Genomic DNA, 17,783 nt, shown 5'->3' with positions numbered 1-17,783 from the left:
TAAAACATGAAAGGCGATATTCAATATCGCCTTTTTTATGCCCAAAACCAGGCGCTATTGCCCATTATGGCGCGGTGGCGGCTTCCAACTGAATCAGATACACCAAAGCCTCATCGCGGTGGGTAAAACACATATCCCGTCGAGCCTGCAGGCTGGCACACACTTTAGGCCGCTGCGGAGAGTGGAAAATGGCGCAACGCATATCAATGGCTAAATGAATACAACGGGTATTGGCAGATTTGCCGAAAGGCATACCCGGAATGGGGCTGGAAATCGAGGGGGCAATACAACAAGCACCGCAATCTGAGCGACAGTCCATCAGTGATTCTCCGGTGGGCTGGCAGAGTAGATGGCGGACAATAGCAATCGCCGTCAATAACTACCAGCACTATCCTTCCCCCGGATGATTCCGCCTCAATAACTGAGATGAATCACTCAATCGACCTGTCGATTATTTAACCAAAGTCTAAACTATAAGCATCATATAGCGATATTAATGACGCTGATGGCCGAAGTATTAACCGGCTAATTATTCAGTCTAAGTATATTCAGCTATTTACAGCGCCCCGCCACCACTGTACCATTGAGCTAGTACAAAAGAACCTTACCCTCAGCGGGTCTTTCAGGAGCAATGCATGTCAATGGACTCTACTCAGTCCCTATCCCGTCCGTCGGTTCTCGGCGGCGCGATGATCGTAGCAGGTACCGCCGTCGGCGCAGGAATGTTCTCTATTCCTATCGTGACCGCCGGCGTTTGGTTTAGCGGTTCTGTCGCGCTGCTGATCTACACTTGGGCATGTATGCTGATTTCCGGCCTGATGATCCTGGAAGCTAACCTCAACTACCCGACTGGCGCCAGTTTCCATACGGTGGTGCAGGACTTGCTGGGGCGCATGTGGAGCTCAATCAACGGCCTGTCCATTACCTTTGTGCTGTATATCCTGACTTACGCCTATATCTCGGCGGGTGGCTCCATTATCGCCCACACTCTGGACGGCATTATCGGCGTGGGGCAAACCACGTCAGGCTTAGTCTTCGCGGTGCTGGTGGCCTTTATCGTTTGGTTATCTACTCGCGCGGTAGACCGTTTGAGTACCATATTGATTGGCGGGATGGTAATCACATTCGTTATGTCCGTTGGTGATATGTATACCCATGTAAAAGCCGACGTACTGTTTAACCATAGCCAAAGCGACGCCAGCTATCTGCCCTACGCGCTCGCGGCTCTGCCTTATCTGCTGACCTCATTTGGCTATCACGGCAACGTGCCCGGTTTGGTGAAGTATTATCGCAAAGACAGTAAATCCGTGGTGCGCAGTCTGTTATTCGGCACGCTGATTGCTCTGGCGATTTATATCCTGTGGCAGTATGTGATTCAGGGCAACATCGCGCGCGATGCTTTCAAACTGGTGATTGCCGACGGCGGCAACATTGGCAGCCTGTTAAAACAGATGGATACGGTTTCCGCAGGCCCATTGACCGGTCAATTGCTGAATGCCTTCTCCTATATGGCGCTGGCCAGTTCCTTCCTCGGGGTATCACTGGGACTGTTCGACTATATCGCCGATTTCTTTAAATTCGCCGATGACGGCATTGGCCGGGCAAAATCAGCGTTAGTGACCTTTGTGCCACCCACCATCGGTGCCTTACTGTTTCCGAATGGTTTCCTGTACGCCATTGGTTTTGCCGGTCTGGCCGCCACTATTTGGGCCGTTATTGTTCCGGCACTGATGGCGCGCGCAACTCGCCGCCGCTTCCCGCAGGCCACTTACCGAGCACCGGGCGGCAGCCTGATGATCGGCTTTATCATCGCCTTTGGCCTGATTAACGCCGTGGCTCATATCTGTGCATTAATGGGCTTACTGCCGGTCTATCAATAGGTTCCAATCTTCTGCGCCGCCGGGCCAATTCCTCTCCGGCGGCACATTCTTTTTCCCGCAATAATCCGCCATCGAATCATTGCTTGTTCCAAGCCAGGTTTTCGCGCTTTTTCCTCATTCTTTTTACGCTATCTGCTTGCCTGTAGCCCGCAGCACGGGTAATTTGTCGCAACTTATCTTCAATCCTGATTGGCAGGTTATTTTTATGGCAAGAGCTAACGAAATTAAGCGCGGTATGGCAGTCAACTACAACGGCAAATTGCTGTTGGTGAAAGATATTGATGTACAAAGCCCAAGCGCCCGTGGTGCGAGTACTTTATACAAAATGCGTTTTTCAGACGTGCGTACCGGTTTGAAAGTGGAAGAGCGTTTTAAGGGCGATGATATTCTCGACACCATCACTCTAACCCGCCGCGCGGTCAACTTCTCTTATATTGACGGCGACGAATATGTCTTTATGGATGAAGAAGACTATACGCCGTACAACTTCAAAAAAGAGCAGATCGAAGAAGAACTGCTGTTTATTCCTGAAGGTGGTATGCCGGGAATGCAAGTATTGACGATGGAAGGCCAGTTGCTGGCGCTCGAATTGCCGCAGACGGTCGATATGGAAATTGTGGAAACCGCGCCGAGCATCAAGGGCGCTTCAGCCAGTGCTCGTAACAAACCGGCAATCATGAGTACCGGCCTGTCAATTCAGGTGCCCGAGTACATCAGCCCGGGTGAGAAAATCCGCATTCATATCGCAGAACGCCGTTATATGGGGCGCGCAGATTAATCTTTGCTGATTCAACGTTAAGAGCCGGTAAAACCGGCCCTTAACCATCATTATTCCACTAACCATCATTTCACTGAATTAACGCAATTCAGGGAAAAACGCTCGCTTCAGCGCTAACTCTAAGCCGCGCACTTCAGCCAAACCTTTCAAACGCCCAATTGCCGAGTAGCCCGGATTGGTTTTCTTGTGCAAATCATCCAGCATTTGGTGGCCGTGATCCGGACGCATCGGAATAGGACGCCGATCCCCTGCTCGCTGACGGCGCTGTTCTTCCGTCAGAATCGCCTTCACGACTTCATACATATCTACGTCGCCCTGCAAATGTCCGCCTTCGTGGAAGGTTTTCGGATTACCTTCACGACAGGTTGAACGCAAATGCGTGAAATGAATGCGATCGCCAAAGGTTTCGATCATCTTGACCAGATCGTTATCCGCCCGCACGCCGTAGGAACCGGTGCACATGGTAAAACCGTTGTGAATACTGTCTACGGTCTCTTTCAGCCACTGCATATCTTCAATGGTGGAAACAATGCGCGGCAGGCCAAGAATCGGACGCGGAGGATCGTCCGGATGCACCGCCATACGTAAACCTACCTGCTCCGCCACCGGCACAATTGCACGCAGGAAATAGGCCATATTCTCACGCAATTTGGCTTTGTCGATGCCGTCGTATTCAGCCAGACGAGCGCGGAACTGGTCCAGAGTATAGCCTTCTTCGGCTCCCGGTAGACCCGCAATAATATTGCCGGTCAGCCGGGCAATTTCCGCCTCGGTCATCGAATCGAAATAATCCGCTGCCTGCGCCTGTTCTTCCGCCGTATAGTCTTTAGCCGCGCCCGGACGTTTCAGAATGTGTAGTTCGAAGGTTACAAAGGCAATCTGGTCAAAACGCAGCGCTTTAGAACCGTCTGGCAGCGTGTATTCCAGATCGGTACGAGTCCAGTCCAGCACCGGCATGAAGTTGTAACACACGGTATCGATACCGCAGGCAGCCAGATTCCGCAGCGTCTGCTGGTAGTTGGCAATGTGCCTATCGACTTCACCTGAATGAGTTTTGATCTCTTCATGTACCGGCACACTTTCTACTACCGACCACACCAGACTTTTCGCCGCCAGTTCTGCCTGACGTTGTTTAATTTCTTCCACCGGCCACACTTCGCCGTTTGGAATATGGTGCAGTGCAGTTACTACGCCTGTTGCCCCAGCCTGACGGATGTCATCCAGCGAAACTGGGTCATTCGGGCCATACCAACGCCATGTTTGTTCCATCTGCTTTACCTTCTCACCTGCGTCATTGTCATCATTGAATTACCCCGTGTTACTGCACCATCGGCAATAACTGCGATGCGGGAGTCAAACTGTCTTCTTTTTCACGGTTATTCATCATCTAAAGCTCAATCCGGTATCCAAGCGGTCATAATTTCACGTATCTAACCTTTTACCGAAATGTTGTTATACCGATTATCAATAGATATCACTCAGCTTTAACCTTACTCTTTAGTGAAAAAGTGTCAAAAAGCAAAAGTATATTGGTTGATCCACCTCACGAATATGACCAATTTTGGACTAACCAATTTTAATTTCTATCATATCGCTTTACACTGCAAGCCGCTAATCATGACAAGCAGCGGAAAAACCTCTCCCTGATAGAGAGGGTTAGCCCAGAGAAGCAGACTTACCAAACTGGTCCAACACCTTTCCAGCTTGCCTATATTTGATACCGGTTCCCAGACGCTCAGGCGAACATTTGGGAAGGTAAACCATTCTGGAGCTTATGTATGAAGACCCTTGCCAATAGCCCGCTTCCCGGCGCCGTCCGCCTTCCGACTTACGATCGTAGCCAGTTGAAAAGCCGTATCGTTCACCTGGGTTTCGGTGCCTTCCATCGCGCTCATCAGGCGTTATTGACCGATCGGGTGCTGAATCAGCTGGGCGGTGACTGGGGGATTTGTGAAGTCAGTCTGTTCGGCGGGGATACCCTGATTCAGGACTTACGTAAGCAAGACCATCTGTATTCCGTGCTGGAAAAAGGTGCCGAAGGCAATCAGGCCATAGTGGTTGGCGCAGTACGCGAATCTCTGCATGCCCGTTTAGACGGTATCATGGCGGTGTTGGATAAATTGGCTGAACCCCAGGTCGCCATTGTCTCCCTGACTATCACTGAAAAAGGCTACTGCATTGAACCCGGCAGCGGTCAGTTAGATCTCAATCATCCGATGGTTCAGGCCGATCTGGCCGTACCGGAAGCGCCAACCTCTGCACCCGGCGTGCTGGTTGAAGCGCTGCGCCTGCGTCGTTTACGCGGTTTGCCGCCTTTCACCGTACTTTCTTGCGATAACATTCCAGAAAATGGCGATGTGGCTCGCAGTACGGTACTGAGCCTCGCCGCCGTTCGCGATCCGGAACTGGCCGAATGGATCCGCCAGAACGTCACTTTCCCCAATACCATGGTGGATCGCATCGTACCGGCCGCAACCAATGAAACGCTGCATGAAATCGCCGCCGAACTGGGCGTAGCCGATCCCTGCGGCATAGCCTGCGAGCCATTTATTCAATGGGTTATCGAAGATAAATTTGTTGCCGGACACCCAAACTGGCAGGCCGTCGGCGCTCAGTTAGTGGCTGATGTACTGCCCTTTGAAGAAATGAAATTGCGCATGCTGAACGGCAGCCATTCTTTCTTGGCTTACTTAGGTTATCTGGCGGGTTATCAACATATTAGCGATTGTATGACCGATGCCAACTATGTGCGTGCCGCTCGTCAGTTGATGATGGCAGAACAGGCACCAACGCTTAGCGTCGAAAATACCGATCTAGGTGCATATGCAGATAGCCTTATCGAACGTTACCGCAATCCTTCGCTGAAACACCGCACCTGGCAAATCGCGATGGACGGCAGCCAAAAACTGCCGCAGCGAATGCTGGATTCCGTGCGTTGGCATCTGAAAAACGGCGGACCTTACGCCTGTCTGGCGCTGGGCATTGCAGGCTGGATGCGTTATGTCGGCGGTATTGACGATGCAGGTCAGGAAATTGATATTCGCGATCCAATGCTGGAAAGTTTTAAAGCCTGCGTCGCGGAAACCAGAGACGGCGCAGAACGAGTGCAGGCTTTGCTGGCACTAAAAAGCATCTTCGGCGAAGAGCTGCCGCAGCGGGCTGAATTTGTCGCTGCCGTCACTCAGGCTTATGTTCAGTTACAACAAAATGGCGCCAAAGAAACGGTGCGCGTCCTGTTAGAGAAAGCCTGATCAATCCAATGCCACTGGCCGTCTAAGGCGATCAGTGGCATTGTCGCAAAGCATTCCCATTTATTGTTTAGCCGCTATTGTTTAGCCGCGCTATTAATTTTATTCACACCATCTATCCCCAACTTATCCCTGCCCGTTATTTATCCGTTATCTGATAATGTTGGCACCGATTCAAACAAAAAACCGTCAAAATCAGGATGATCGGAATCGGAAATTTCTAACAAAATATTCTTCACGTTTTCCAAATGCTGCCACATAGCCTGTTTGGCCGCCTTGCTGTCCCGCCGTAACACCGCTTGCAAGATCTTTTGATGATCCTCCAGCCATTGCCAACGGTAGCTGAAATCGGCAACGTGCAGGTGAACGCCCTGCCACATCACGCTGGTATCCCTCGCCTGCCAAGCTTCCCGCACCATACTGGCCAATACGCTATTTTGTGTCGATTGCGCCAGAAGATTATGAAAAAGCTCATCGGCACTTTCATCTATTTGTCCGGCTTCTAGCGACAGCCTTTCCTGCTCTATCGCCTGCCGCATTTTGAGAATATCGGCCTTGGTGGCCTGCAATGCAGCAAAAGCGGCAACTTCACTTTCCAGCAGTTGCCTGGCCTGTAGCAATTCAAACGGTCCATACCCACTATCAATAATTTCGGGCTGCTCATCATCAGCATTTTTTTCTGGTTTGCTAAGCACATACACGCCCGAGCCTTTCCGGACTTCCACCCGTTGTTCCAGCTCAAGCATAATGAGCGCTTCCCGCACCACACTGCGGCTGACCTGAAATGTTTCTGCAATATCTCGCTCTGGCGGTAGGCGATCGCCTGCGATATATTCACCCGCATTCAGTGCATCGCGCAGTTTCCCGCCGACTTCTTGGTATAAACGCATTATTTTATTACCTGAATCTAGCCTGTTTAACAGTACCAAGCTGAATTGGCCTGACCAAAAAGGTGGGTTTAACCGATAATATCCCTATATGTGACTGGAAGTATAACATCTGGTCCGACAGAAAAATCGGCAGAGCTGCGCAGAGGCTCACAGAAAGGCAAAGAATTATGCTACAGATTAGCCCGATTTAATTAAATCGGGCTGCTAGCGTTGAATGGATAAGCGTTGGTTTGTCAGAGATAATTATTCTTTTAGCTACGACTGTTCTTTTAGCAATAGCTATTCTTTCAGCGATAATTAATGGTGACAATAGCCAGATTGCGTTCTTTATTCAGCCATTGAACTTCTGAAGTGCCCAGATTCCCCGGTAAGTTGGAAGTTGTGTTCATGCCCGTCGTGATAACTTGACGTTGAGAAAGGTTTTTTCCGTTGCTATAACATCGGGTTGCCAGAGTTTGTGCAGAAAAATCAATCTGGCAGGGTGCATCTACAATGGAGCCAGTAAAGCGAACGATACCGCTGGTGGCTGTGCCATAAGCCAATGCGGTCCATGAAAATAAAACCAGTGCGACGCTGAGTACTCGATATTGACCCATGTTCACCTCAAAATCCGCTAAGACTCAATTAAAGAGTAGAGGATTTCGCTCAAAACAATGGTGTTGATAAGGCATTATTTACTACCTTAATCGGCGCATAACCCATTAAAATAGTTAAATTATCAACGTCAGTCGTTAGCCTATTCAGGCTCTGCATTAAGAGTTGTCTTAATAACTGATTGATTATTAAGCTACTTAATAAATTATATTTTTAAGCGCATGATGTGACAGTTCCGCTGCCTTTATTTTTCGGTATGCTTAACGCAACGTTTTTTTACTGGGAGCATGTGGTGACAAAAACCAATCTGATTACCGGTTTTCTTGGCAGCGGTAAAACCACCCTGATTCGCCAGTTATTGGCGCAAAAACCCGAACATGAAAAATGGGCGGTGCTAGTTAATGAGTTTGGAGAAATTGGCATCGATGGCGCGTTATTATCCGATAGTGGCGCGATACTAAAAGAAATCCCCGGCGGCTGTATGTGCTGCGTGAATGGTTTACCTATGCAAGTGGGATTGAATATGCTGCTACAGCAGGCCAAACCGGATCGGTTATTAATCGAACCCACCGGTTTGGGTCATCCAAAGCAAATTTTGTCTCTGTTAACCGCCGATATTTATCAGCCCTGGATTAGTCTTAGCGCCACGCTGTGCCTGCTGGATGCCCGCCAATTACATGATGAACGCTACACTGAAAACGAGAATTTCCGCGACCAGCTAGCCGCAGCGGATGTCATTATTGCCAGTAAGCAAGATACTTATATCGATACCGACCGTCAGGCATTGGCAAAATGGCAGCAAGCTCAGAATTCGCAGCGTCCGCTATATTTCTCTGATTCGGGAAAAATAGCTATTTCCGTATTGGATATTCTGCATACCAATAAGACCCAACTGCCGGATGCACGCCATCATCACGGAGAATCATCCCCAAAAAAAGGCCTGGCTGCATTAAACCTGAACGGTAGCGAACCCTGGCGCAGAGCGCTTAACCAGGGGCAAGGTTATACTAGCTGCGGTTGGGTATTTAACAGCGAGGCGATATTTGACACCGTGCCGTTGCTTGAATGGGTTCGTTTGAGTCCGGTAGAACGTGTTAAAGGCGTGATGCGTATTCCCGAAGGCGCGTTGGTGGTTAATCGGCAGGGAAATGATTTACAAATTGAGACCCGCCCCACTCCGCCGCCAGACAGTCGAATTGAAGTGATTTCTTCCGGAGACAACGACTGGAATAAGCTACAGGGCAATTTGTTGAATATTCGTTTACATAAGTAGGTATAATGCCCGACGTATTTTTATCTGCGTTACTGTTTTAAACATCTAATTATATATAGGCCTTCGCATGACCCGCCGCAATTTACCGACAATCTTGATGCTCAACCTATTGGGTATAGCCCTGTTCCTATCCTGGTACTTACCTGAAAATCATGGTTGGTGGTTCGGCCCCGATTCCGCCATTTTCCATTACTTCAATGAGCGCCTGCTTTCCAGCCCAACCTTCCTACATGTGGTGGCGGTAACCAATAACCGTGCCTTCGACGTTATTTCTCTGCTGTGCATGGGCACGCTGTACATGTATTTTTTCTTAAAAGAAAATCCGGCAGGACGCCGTCGTTTAATCGTAATGGGTTTTGTGATGTTACTGACGGCCGTATTTCTTAACCAGCTCGGACATTTATTACCGGTTAAACGCCCAAGCCCGACGCTGGTATTTGAGAATATCAACCGCGTTAGCGAGCTTATTGGTATCCCAACCAAAGACGCCTCCAGCGATAGCTTCCCCGGCGACCATGGCATGATGTTAATCATATTCGCCTGCTTCATGCTGCGCTATTTCTCACGCGGGGCTTTTGCCATTGCGTTGATTATCGCCATCGTGTTCTCTCTGCCAAGAATAATGATCGGCGCCCATTGGTTTACTGATATTGCCGTCGGCGCGCTTTCCGTTGTATTGGTCGGTGCCAGTTGGATATTACTCACGCCAGCCAGCGATCGAATCATTGACTGGATAAATCAACGTCTGCCGAGCGCACAGCGTCCACGGCTCTGATACGTATTTCCACGCCACGGGGAGTCGCCGCTCCCCGTTAGATCTCGATTAAATCTATTTCCGTATTTTTGCTGATCGACATATCAATCGTCTTTTTTGGAATAGCGCCATCGGTTATCACGCCGTCAAACTGCGTCAAATCGGCAACCTTATGGAATGAGAACTTATTGAACTTAATCCCTTCTGCAATCAAATAACTTTTTTCTGAACAAAGCATTAGCTGCTGCTTCATTCTTACGTTATCAAGACGGGGCACGGAAACTCCGTGTACCAAGTCAAAGTGCTCGTTTGAAATAAAAGACACATCAAACTTATAGCGGCCAATTTACCAGATGGTTTCTTCCCCATAGGTAAACTCGCAGCTATTCCCTATATTTCCCCTAATAAGGATGATTTGACTCTGAGGAAAATCTTCCAGGGACACATGCATCTATAGCAACCCGACCATAGAACCTGTTAATGTTCGGATACTTTATGACCAGGGAGCGGATATTCCGTCGCACTGTACGAGGAGAAATGTGCCGTGTCTCGCTAATCCCTTGAATAAATAACGAGTAGTGATCCTTCAGCAATTTATGGAGATCATCTTGACGTTTTAAGGTTTGATTATGTGACAGCATACGGCTCTCGGTTGGTTAATTAATGGATTGATTCTTTTCGAAAAAATTAATCACCTTGACCAAAGTATCTTCCCCACCATGGCTACCAGCGTTGGTGACAAATTCACTGCGAGTCACACCCAAACCGCAAGACATTTCCCCAGCTCAACGGTACATTTTTTATTTGGTAGAGCAGTGCAAAGAACAACAAAGTTAGAAAGGAGTCGAATTAAAAATTTCTTCTATTTTAGAACCGCTATTTCGACGAAAATCGCATCGATCGCCTTAAAGATAAACCAATATGTTCGTTATCATATTCCAAATATTAAACCGTTGAGCGCTGAAACAAGGTGATAGAAAAACTGCAACCTGCGCAGATAACCACGGTTATGACTGAAGTTGATTAAGTGGTTATTAAACCCTAAAAGGGTGACACAAATCACATTACACTTTTACTGACAGCCTAATTAGCCATTAGAACGCACATATCCTTCCAAGGATACTCAGCGCTATTTATCTATATCAGGTTACCCATATCAGGATAAACAATGCACGCAATGCGCAAATAGAAGATTCGTCAGATACCTCCAGAGGCAATAAATTAGGAATACTCCCAAAAAGACCTGCTTTTGTTTACAAGTTAAATGCCTTGCTGGTCATGATTTACTTTTCCCTTGCCCAAATTGTTTTGGTACATATTCATGCATAATTTTTAGAGAGCTATATTAGTGTACAAAAGTTCGTCATGACGAGGAGAGCAATGATAAGCCAGTTATTTACCTTTAAAACAATAAGTTAAACTGGTTTTTGATGTATCTGATTGCTAATCGAGTAAGGAATAAAATATAACATTATGTTACATCAGGATTTCTTATAAGAATCTGTGCAAAAATACTCGCCTTTTATAAGTCAATCCGGTAACCTCGAAAAAGTTTGCGCTCGAATATCAGCATTTTGCGCTTAATCCAATAAAAATTGTGCGTCTCTGCACATTTATTCGTTTAAGTTATTGTCTGATCGATGTGTGAACCCTAGTCTCACTTCGTTTGGCATTTTTTAGTGGCGATATCCGTCGTAAGGACAGCAAGGGAAAACAATAACAATGGTCAAGTCTCAACCTATTATGAGATACATTCTGCGGTTAATACCTGCAGTAGCTGCCGCGGTCATGTTATCCGCGTGTAGCTCGAACAACGCTTCGAATCTACAAAATACGCAAACTGAGATGCGTGCAGTTAATGATAAAAACGGTCTTTTACTGCAAGCCTCTCAGGATGAATTCGAAGCGATGGTTCGCAACGTTGACATCAAGTCAAAGATTTTAGAACAGTACGCAGGTTGGAAAGGGGTTCGCTATCGCTTAGGCGGCAGCAGCAAACGCGGTATTGATTGTTCCGCTTTTGTACAACTGACTTTCCGCGAACAATTTGGCATGGATTTACCGCGCTCAACCTCAGAGCAGCAGGATATTGGTAAAAAAATCCAGCGTACAAAACTGCGCCCCGGTGATCTTGTGCTGTTCCGCGCAGGTTCGACAGGACGCCATGTAGGTATTTATCTGGGTAACGATAAATTTGTCCACGCTTCGACCAGTGTCGGTGTGACAATTTCGAACCTGACCGATACTTACTGGAATAAGCGTTATCAAGATGGCCGCCGCGTACTGAGTAACCGCACGCAAAGCTAATTGAGACAGTTCCCTGCTTGCTCAGAAATGCCAAACGAAGTGATAAAACGCTGCCCTTGTCGCAGCGTTTTTTGCTGTTGAACCTGCAACGCCTTCAGATTAGTTCCCTTATGCTGTAGGAAACGTCCTTTTTCTGCTCAATGGGGTTCACAATCCCTCATTCTCTTGTAGAATCGCCGACGAGAAACAGCTAAGGCTTACTCTGTTTCCTTGTTTGATGTTGATTAAACCAACCGCAGCATATTGTTCCAACTTAGCTTAGGTAAAAATCATATTAATAATTAAAGTTAGACATTATTAAGTCTATTTAATACATTTTTGCCATTAAGTCAGTTTAAAATATTAAATTTTATTTATTAGTCTAATATCAGCTCTGAAGCATCGAGGCTAATACCAAACCAGTAGCGCTTCACCGCTAAGATATTTATACTTATAATTACTTTTTTCATCGGGTCAGGGAGTCGCGTTATCATGGGTTCAAAAAATGCGTTCTTTCGCAATATTGTATCCCCGCGCCGCCTGATTAAAAAAAGTGCCACTATTTCTCTGATATTCTTTATTTGTTTTGTTACCGTTACTCTGTCTTTTCTTTATCGTAACAGTGAGAAAAGATTATCTGCCCAGAGCGAGCAAATAGTCGCTTACTCCTCGCATTTCTTAAATGACTTAACCACCACCATGTCTCAGCTGATTCCATTAACGGAGAAATCCTGCAAGTTAGCGGAGCCTGCACTGCAATATAAGGCAGCGTTTACGAACGGCGTGCGGACATTCTTACTGGTACGAAATGGTTTCACTTATTGCTCGTCGGCTACCGGCGAAATGCATGTCAGCAGTAACGCTATTTACCCAAAACTTAATTTATACCAGACTCTGGATTTCAAGCTTCAGCAGGGTACGCCTATTCTGCCAGATAAACCGGCGGTCGCCGTTTGGCTACGTCAGCCTGGCCGCGGAAATACCGGCGTATTGACAACTTTAGAGTTAAACCTGCGTCCTTATTTATTGCTTAACTTTAATGATAAGGGCGTCAACGGTATGGCGATTATTATTGGCAACCAGGCCGTGACAACCTTTAATGCCAAAGTCATTCCAATTGAACAACTGCCCGACACAGCCTCTCGCGAGATCCAGATTCCGGGTTATCCCATCAAGTTACTATTGTATAGCGTCAATTTCACAGCCAGTGATATTCGGATAATTTTACTTGGCGGATTATTATTGGCCGCCTTTGTCGGAATTTCTGCCTATTACATTATGTCCAACCGCCAAAACCCCGAGGCCGAGATTCTGCGCGGTATGAAGCGCGGTGAATTCTTTATCGAATATCAACCGGTATTCGAAGCAACCAGCCGTAAAATGTCCGGGCTGGAAGCGCTGGTGCGTTGGGAGCACCCGACTGAGGGTCGTATTCCGCCGGATTTGTTTATTCCCGTTGTCGAAACTCAGGGTTTGATACAACAACTAACCCAGCATTTGTTTGATTTAATTATTGCGGATGCGGCCAGAATGGTTGGTTCCATTCCCACCGGCACCAAACTGGCGTTTAATATTTCACCACTTCATTTAGGTGAGCCGACATTCCGTGAGGATGTTTTAAGTTTGTTAGCGCGGTTACCCTTAGATACCTTCGACCCTATATTTGAAATAACCGAACGTGGGATGGTAGAAGAAGAACAAGCTATTTCCCAATTCGCCTGGCTGCGTGAGCACGGCGTGAAAATTGCCGTAGATGATTTTGGTACCGGACACAGCGCGCTAATTTATCTGGAACGCTTCACGCTAGACTATATTAAGATCGATCGGGCATTTATCAATAATATCGGATTTGAAACCCTTACCGCGCCCGTTTTAGACTCCGTATTGATACTGGCGAAGAATTTGAAAATTGAAACCGTGGCCGAAGGAATTGAGACCGAGCAACAGGCACAATATCTGATTGCTCACGGCGTTCACTTCCTGCAAGGTTATTTACTCAGCAGGCCGTTAACGCTGGAGAAATTGCTGAAGTTTTGTAATGAAAACAAATTTCTTTAATGTTTGCCTTCGTACCCGGACAGCTGGTAGTTTTACTTGAAACAGTTGCTATGTAGGTTTGTCGCAGGGGTTCACCGTTATCATGCTATTACGGGCATTCACCGCACTAATATTTGCTACTTTCAGTCTAGGATTGCATGCAGAAACGCTAAACGAAGGCGTGGCATTCTCAATTTTGGGCGAGCCAAAATATTCCGCTGATTTCACTCATTTTGATTATGTTAATCCGGCGGCACCCAAAGGCGGCAATATTACGCTGTCCGCCATTGGCACCTTTGATAACTTTAACCGCTTTGCCCTACGCGGCGTGCCTGCGGTTGGCTTTGAACGCCTGTACGATAGCCTGTTTACCAGCTCTGACGATGAAATCGGCAGCTATTATCCGCTGATTGCCGAATCTGCTCGCTACCCTGCGGATATGCGCTGGGTCGAAATTGATATCAACCCTCACGCTCGCTTCCACGACAATGTTCCTATTACCGCCAACGACGTCGAATTTACCTTTAATAAGTTAATGACCGAAGGCGTTCCTCAATTTCGCATCGCTTATAAAGACGTGAAGGTTAAAGCCATTTCCCGCCTGACGGTGCGCATTGAGTTCCCAGAGCCGGGTAAAGATAAGTTGCTGAGTATGTTGGGGCTGCCGGTTTTACCCGCGCACGACTGGCAGAACCGTAAACTGGGAGAGCCGTTAAGCAAGCCGCCGCTAGGCAGCGGCCCTTACCGCATTGGCGATTACCGCATTGGCCAATATATTACCTATCAACGAGTGCGCGACTATTGGGCGGCCAATTTGCCCGTCAATCGCGGAATGTATAATTTTGACTCCATCCGTTACGATTATTATTTAGACGATAAAGTCGCACTGGAAGCCTTTAAATCCGGTGCCTTTGACCTGCGGGAAGAAACGTCGCCCAAAAGCTGGGCATCGCAGTATGTTGGTAGCAATTTCGCCAAAAACTACATCATTAAGCAGGATTTAGAGGATAAATCGGCACAAAATACCCGTTGGATGGCTTTTAATATCCAACGTCCGCTATTTAGCGATCGGCGCGTACGTCAGGCGCTCACCCTAGCCTTTGATTTCGACTGGATGAATAAAGCTTTCTATTTCAACAGTTACCAACGCACCAACAGTTTTTTCCAAAATACCGACTATGCGGCTACCGGTTATCCCGATAGCGCGGAATTAGCCTGGCTAGCACCGCTAAAAGGCAAGATACCCGACGAAGTTTTCAGCAAAATCTATCAACCACCTTCCAGCGACGGTAGTGGCAACGATCGGGATAACCTGCTGAAAGCGCGCGAACTCTTGCAGCAAGCCGGCTGGGAAGTGAAAAACCAGCGGTTGATTAATAGCAAAACGGGGCAACCTTTTGTCTTCGAAATGCTGTTACTCAGCGGCAGCAATTTCCAATACGTGCTGCCGTTCAAACATAACCTGCAACGTTTGGGCATCACCATGAATATTCGCGAGGTAGATAGTTCACAGTACCTTAGCCGCCTGCGCAGCCGCGATTTCGATATGCTCCCGGCGGTTTATCCCGCCTTCACTTACCCAAGCACTTATCTGCGGCTATATTGGAGCTCAGAATATATTGATTCTACGTATAACCGTCCGGGCGTCAGCGATCCGGCTATTGATTCTCTGATTCAGCAAATTATTAGCCATCAGGGGCAACCGGAGGCCCTACTCTCCCTTGGTCGCGCGCTGGATCGAGTGCTGACATGGAATAACTTTATGATTCCTATGTGGTATTCCAATCACACCCGTTTTGCTTATTGGGATAAATTCTCTATGCCTGCGGTGCGCCCAACCTATTCTCTGGGCTTTGATAGCTGGTGGTTCGACGTAAATAAAGCGGCTCATTTGCCGGCTGAACGGCGCTAAGGAGCAACATATGGGCGCTTATTTATTACGTCGTTTATTATTGGTTATCCCAACGCTGTGGGCGATCATCACTATCAATTTCTTTATTGTGCAAATCGCTCCCGGCGGGCCGGTGGATCAGGCCATAGCTAATATCGAATTTGGCCAGCACAGCGGTTTGAACAGTGCTTCAGACGGGAATCTGGGCGGCGCGAAAGTCGGCGTGAACGCCGGGCCATTAGGGGAAGGACAATATCGCGGCTCACGCGGACTCGACCCAGAAGTCATAGCGGAAATTAAACAGCGCTTCGGTTTCGATAAGCCTCTGCATGAACGTTATTTCGATATGCTCTGGCGCTATGCCCGCTTTGATTTTGGCGACAGCCTGTTTCGCGGCGAAACCGTGATGGGGTTGATAAAAAGCAGCCTGCCCGTGTCGATAACCCTGGGGTTATGGAGCACCCTGATTATTTACCTGGTATCCATTCCGTTGGGAATTAAAAAAGCGGTGCGCAGCGGATCGGCCTTCGATACTTGGAGCAGCACGCTAATTATTATCGGTTATGCCATTCCCTCCTTCCTGTTCGCTATTTTGCTGATCGTGGTATTTGCCGGCGGTAGTTATTTCGATTGGTTCCCGCTGCGCGGCCTGGTATCCAGTAATTTTGATACCCTACCTTGGTACGGGAAGATTACTGATTATCTGTGGCATATCACACTGCCGGTGCTGGCTACCGTGATCGGCGGCTTTGCGACTCTGACCATGTTGACCAAGAATTCCTTTCTGGATGAAATTCGAAAGCAGTACGTGGTAACCGCTCGCGCCAAAGGTTTGAGCGAAGATAAAATTCTGTATCGTCACGTGTTCCGCAATGCGATGTTATTAGTTATCGCCGGTTTCCCCGCCACCTTTATCAGTATGTTCTTCACCGGTTCACTATTGATAGAAGTGATGTTTTCTCTGAATGGTCTGGGCCTATTGGGCTACGACGCCACGCTACAACGAGATTATCCGGTCATGTTTGGCACTCTGTATATTTTCACGCTAATTGGCTTATTACTGAATATTATCAGTGACATTACGTACACGCTGGTTGACCCACGCATTGATTTCGAGGGCCGCCAATGAAACCACTCAGCGCCATCAATCGTGCCCGTTGGGCGCGTTTCAAACACAACCGACGCGGTTATTGGTCACTGTGGATTTTTTTGACGCTGTTTATCATCAGTTTATTCGCAGAACTTATTGCTAACGATAAGCCCCTGCTGGTCAGCTATCAGGGCAAACTCTATATGCCCTTTATGGTGAACTACGATGAAACCGCCTTTGGCGGTATTCTAACTACCGCCGCCGACTATCAAGACCCTTACGTAATAGGCCGTATCGAAGACCACGGCTGGGCAATATGGGCGCCGATTCGCTTTGGTAATAACACCATAAACTTCTCCACGCAGGTTCCCTTCCCTTCTCCGCCCGATCGCCACAATTTATTAGGCACGGACAGCAACGGCGGTGACGTATTGGCTAAGGTTATCTATGGCTTTCGTATTTCCATGCTGTTTGGCATAACCCTGACGCTATTTTCCAGCGTGATAGGCATTTGCGTCGGGGCGGTGCAGGGCTATTACGGTGGAAAAATCGATTTATGGGGGCAACGATTTATTGAAGTTTGGTCAGGTATGCCAACGTTATTTTTAGTGATTTTGCTGTCCAGCATTATTCAACCCAATTTCTGGTGGCTGCTGGCGATTACCGTTTTATTCGGCTGGATGGCGCTGGTTGGCGTGGTGCGCGCCGAGTTTTTACGTGCCCGCAACTACGATTATATTCGGGCAGCCCGCGCGATGGGCGTGCGCGATCGGGTGATTATGTCGCGCCATATGCTACCAAATGCGATGGTAGCAACTCTGACATTCCTGCCGTTTATTCTTTGTGGGTCTATTACCACGCTAACCTCACTGGATTTTCTCGGATTTGGCCTGCCGATCGGCTCACCATCGTTGGGAGGGCTCTTGTTGGAAGGGAAAAACAATCTGCAAGCCCCTTGGTTAGGATTAACCGCATTTATCGCGTTGGCGATGCTGCTTTCCCTATTAATTTTCATCGGCGAAGCGGTGCGTGACGCTTTCGACCCAAGTAAGGCGTATTGAT

16 protein-coding genes are annotated in these 17,783 nt (G+C 47.8%); 10 read left to right on the top strand and 6 right to left on the bottom strand.

What is annotated here, in order from left to right; genetic code table 11:
* Positions 1–64: 64 nt before the first annotated feature.
* Complete coding sequence (locus PL78_RS17165; protein WP_064517433.1) at positions 65–319, bottom strand: YkgJ family cysteine cluster protein; 255 nt, start codon at positions 317–319, stop codon at positions 65–67.
* Positions 320–635: 316 nt separating this feature from the next.
* Between PL78_RS17165 and mtr the strand changes: the two genes are divergently transcribed.
* Both mtr and yeiP read left to right on the top strand, forming a co-directional pair.
* Complete coding sequence (mtr, locus tag PL78_RS17160; protein WP_064517430.1) at positions 636–1,880, top strand: tryptophan permease; 1,245 nt, start codon at positions 636–638, stop codon at positions 1,878–1,880.
* 205 nt (positions 1,881–2,085) lie between these two features.
* Positions 2,086–2,658, top strand: a complete 573-nt coding sequence (yeiP, locus tag PL78_RS17155; protein ID WP_049597106.1) for an elongation factor P-like protein YeiP — start codon at positions 2,086–2,088, stop codon at positions 2,656–2,658.
* 78 nt (positions 2,659–2,736) lie between these two features.
* On the opposite strand, the gene uxuA is transcribed toward yeiP, so the two are convergent.
* Positions 2,737–3,927 carry a mannonate dehydratase gene (uxuA, locus tag PL78_RS17150; protein WP_064517428.1) on the bottom strand — a complete coding sequence of 397 codons (1,191 nt, stop codon included), beginning with the start codon at positions 3,925–3,927 and terminating at the stop codon, positions 2,737–2,739.
* 509 nt (positions 3,928–4,436) lie between these two features.
* On the opposite strand from uxuA, the gene PL78_RS17145 reads away from it, so the two are divergent.
* Positions 4,437–5,909: a mannitol dehydrogenase family protein gene (locus tag PL78_RS17145; RefSeq protein ID WP_064517425.1), complete on the top strand. Its 1,473-nt coding sequence runs from the start codon at positions 4,437–4,439 to the stop codon at positions 5,907–5,909.
* Between the two features lie 140 nt (positions 5,910–6,049).
* Here PL78_RS17145 and PL78_RS17140 read toward each other — a convergent pair whose 3' ends face one another.
* Together PL78_RS17140 and PL78_RS17135 are read right to left on the bottom strand one after the other, a co-directional pair.
* A complete protein-coding gene (locus PL78_RS17140) occupies positions 6,050–6,796 on the bottom strand; it encodes an FCD domain-containing protein (RefSeq protein ID WP_064517423.1) in 747 nt (248 codons plus the stop codon).
* A gap of 287 nt (positions 6,797–7,083) precedes the next feature.
* Positions 7,084–7,392, bottom strand: coding sequence for a fimbrial protein (locus tag PL78_RS17135; protein ID WP_064517420.1), 309 nt, complete (start codon positions 7,390–7,392; stop codon positions 7,084–7,086).
* A gap of 290 nt (positions 7,393–7,682) precedes the next feature.
* Here PL78_RS17135 and PL78_RS17130 point away from each other — a divergent pair, with 290 nt between their 5' ends.
* Positions 7,683–8,663, top strand: coding sequence for a CobW family GTP-binding protein (locus PL78_RS17130; RefSeq protein WP_064518523.1), 981 nt, complete (start codon positions 7,683–7,685; stop codon positions 8,661–8,663).
* Between the two features lie 67 nt (positions 8,664–8,730).
* Positions 8,731–9,438, top strand: a complete 708-nt coding sequence (locus tag PL78_RS17125; RefSeq protein WP_064517417.1) for a phosphatase PAP2 family protein — start codon at positions 8,731–8,733, stop codon at positions 9,436–9,438.
* Positions 9,439–9,475: 37 nt separating this feature from the next.
* On the opposite strand, the gene PL78_RS20835 is transcribed toward PL78_RS17125, so the two are convergent.
* Positions 9,476–9,742: a DeoR/GlpR family DNA-binding transcription regulator gene (locus PL78_RS20835; protein WP_071925610.1), complete on the bottom strand. Its 267-nt coding sequence runs from the start codon at positions 9,740–9,742 to the stop codon at positions 9,476–9,478.
* A gap of 76 nt (positions 9,743–9,818) precedes the next feature.
* Positions 9,819–10,058, bottom strand: coding sequence for a DeoR family transcriptional regulator (locus PL78_RS20830; protein WP_071925609.1), 240 nt, complete (start codon positions 10,056–10,058; stop codon positions 9,819–9,821).
* Positions 10,059–11,139: 1,081 nt separating this feature from the next.
* Here PL78_RS20830 and mepS point away from each other — a divergent pair.
* The 5 genes from mepS to PL78_RS17095 all read left to right on the top strand — a co-directional run bounded on the left by mepS (position 11,140) and on the right by PL78_RS17095 (position 17,782).
* On the top strand, positions 11,140–11,724 hold the full coding sequence (mepS, locus tag PL78_RS17115; protein ID WP_064517412.1) for a bifunctional murein DD-endopeptidase/murein LD-carboxypeptidase: 585 nt from the start codon (positions 11,140–11,142) through the stop codon (positions 11,722–11,724).
* A gap of 471 nt (positions 11,725–12,195) precedes the next feature.
* Complete coding sequence (locus PL78_RS17110) at positions 12,196–13,761, top strand: cyclic di-GMP phosphodiesterase (RefSeq protein WP_064517409.1); 1,566 nt, start codon at positions 12,196–12,198, stop codon at positions 13,759–13,761.
* 82 nt (positions 13,762–13,843) lie between these two features.
* Positions 13,844–15,652, top strand: a complete 1,809-nt coding sequence (locus PL78_RS17105; protein WP_064517407.1) for an extracellular solute-binding protein — start codon at positions 13,844–13,846, stop codon at positions 15,650–15,652.
* A gap of 10 nt (positions 15,653–15,662) precedes the next feature.
* Positions 15,663–16,760, top strand: a complete 1,098-nt coding sequence (locus PL78_RS17100; protein ID WP_064517405.1) for a microcin C ABC transporter permease YejB — start codon at positions 15,663–15,665, stop codon at positions 16,758–16,760.
* Positions 16,757–17,782 (top strand): ABC transporter permease, encoded by a 1,026-nt coding sequence (locus PL78_RS17095; RefSeq protein WP_064517402.1) that lies wholly within the window; start codon positions 16,757–16,759, stop codon positions 17,780–17,782. Before PL78_RS17100 ends, PL78_RS17095 begins: the two co-directional genes overlap by 4 nt.
* The last annotated feature ends 1 nt before the right edge of the window (position 17,783 follow it).

This window comes from Yersinia entomophaga (assembly GCF_001656035.1).
GTDB lineage: Bacteria > Pseudomonadota > Gammaproteobacteria > Enterobacterales > Enterobacteriaceae > Yersinia > Yersinia entomophaga.
Note: the sequence above shows the minus strand (reverse complement) of the source record. Positions and strands in the feature narration are given on the sequence as shown.

Bases quoted from the DNA above. Each gene is read 5' to 3' on its own strand.
- PL78_RS17165 (WP_064517433.1), bottom strand. From the start codon at position 319: ATGGACTGTCGCTCAGATTGCGGTGCTTGTTGTATTGCCCCCTCGATT.
- mtr (WP_064517430.1), top strand. From the start codon at position 636: ATGTCAATGGACTCTACTCAGTCCCTATCCCGTCCGTCGGTTCTCGGC.
- yeiP (WP_049597106.1), top strand. From the start codon at position 2,086: ATGGCAAGAGCTAACGAAATTAAGCGCGGTATGGCAGTCAACTACAAC.
- uxuA (WP_064517428.1), bottom strand. From the start codon at position 3,927: ATGGAACAAACATGGCGTTGGTATGGCCCGAATGACCCAGTTTCGCTG.
- PL78_RS17145 (WP_064517425.1), top strand. From the start codon at position 4,437: ATGAAGACCCTTGCCAATAGCCCGCTTCCCGGCGCCGTCCGCCTTCCG.
- PL78_RS17140 (WP_064517423.1), bottom strand. From the start codon at position 6,796: ATGCGTTTATACCAAGAAGTCGGCGGGAAACTGCGCGATGCACTGAAT.
- PL78_RS17135 (WP_064517420.1), bottom strand. From the start codon at position 7,392: ATGGGTCAATATCGAGTACTCAGCGTCGCACTGGTTTTATTTTCATGG.
- PL78_RS17125 (WP_064517417.1), top strand. From the start codon at position 8,731: ATGACCCGCCGCAATTTACCGACAATCTTGATGCTCAACCTATTGGGT.
- PL78_RS20830 (WP_071925609.1), bottom strand. From the start codon at position 10,058: ATGCTGTCACATAATCAAACCTTAAAACGTCAAGATGATCTCCATAAA.
- mepS (WP_064517412.1), top strand. From the start codon at position 11,140: ATGGTCAAGTCTCAACCTATTATGAGATACATTCTGCGGTTAATACCT.
- PL78_RS17110 (WP_064517409.1), top strand. From the start codon at position 12,196: ATGGGTTCAAAAAATGCGTTCTTTCGCAATATTGTATCCCCGCGCCGC.
- PL78_RS17105 (WP_064517407.1), top strand. From the start codon at position 13,844: ATGCTATTACGGGCATTCACCGCACTAATATTTGCTACTTTCAGTCTA.
- PL78_RS17100 (WP_064517405.1), top strand. From the start codon at position 15,663: ATGGGCGCTTATTTATTACGTCGTTTATTATTGGTTATCCCAACGCTG.
- PL78_RS17095 (WP_064517402.1), top strand. From the start codon at position 16,757: ATGAAACCACTCAGCGCCATCAATCGTGCCCGTTGGGCGCGTTTCAAA.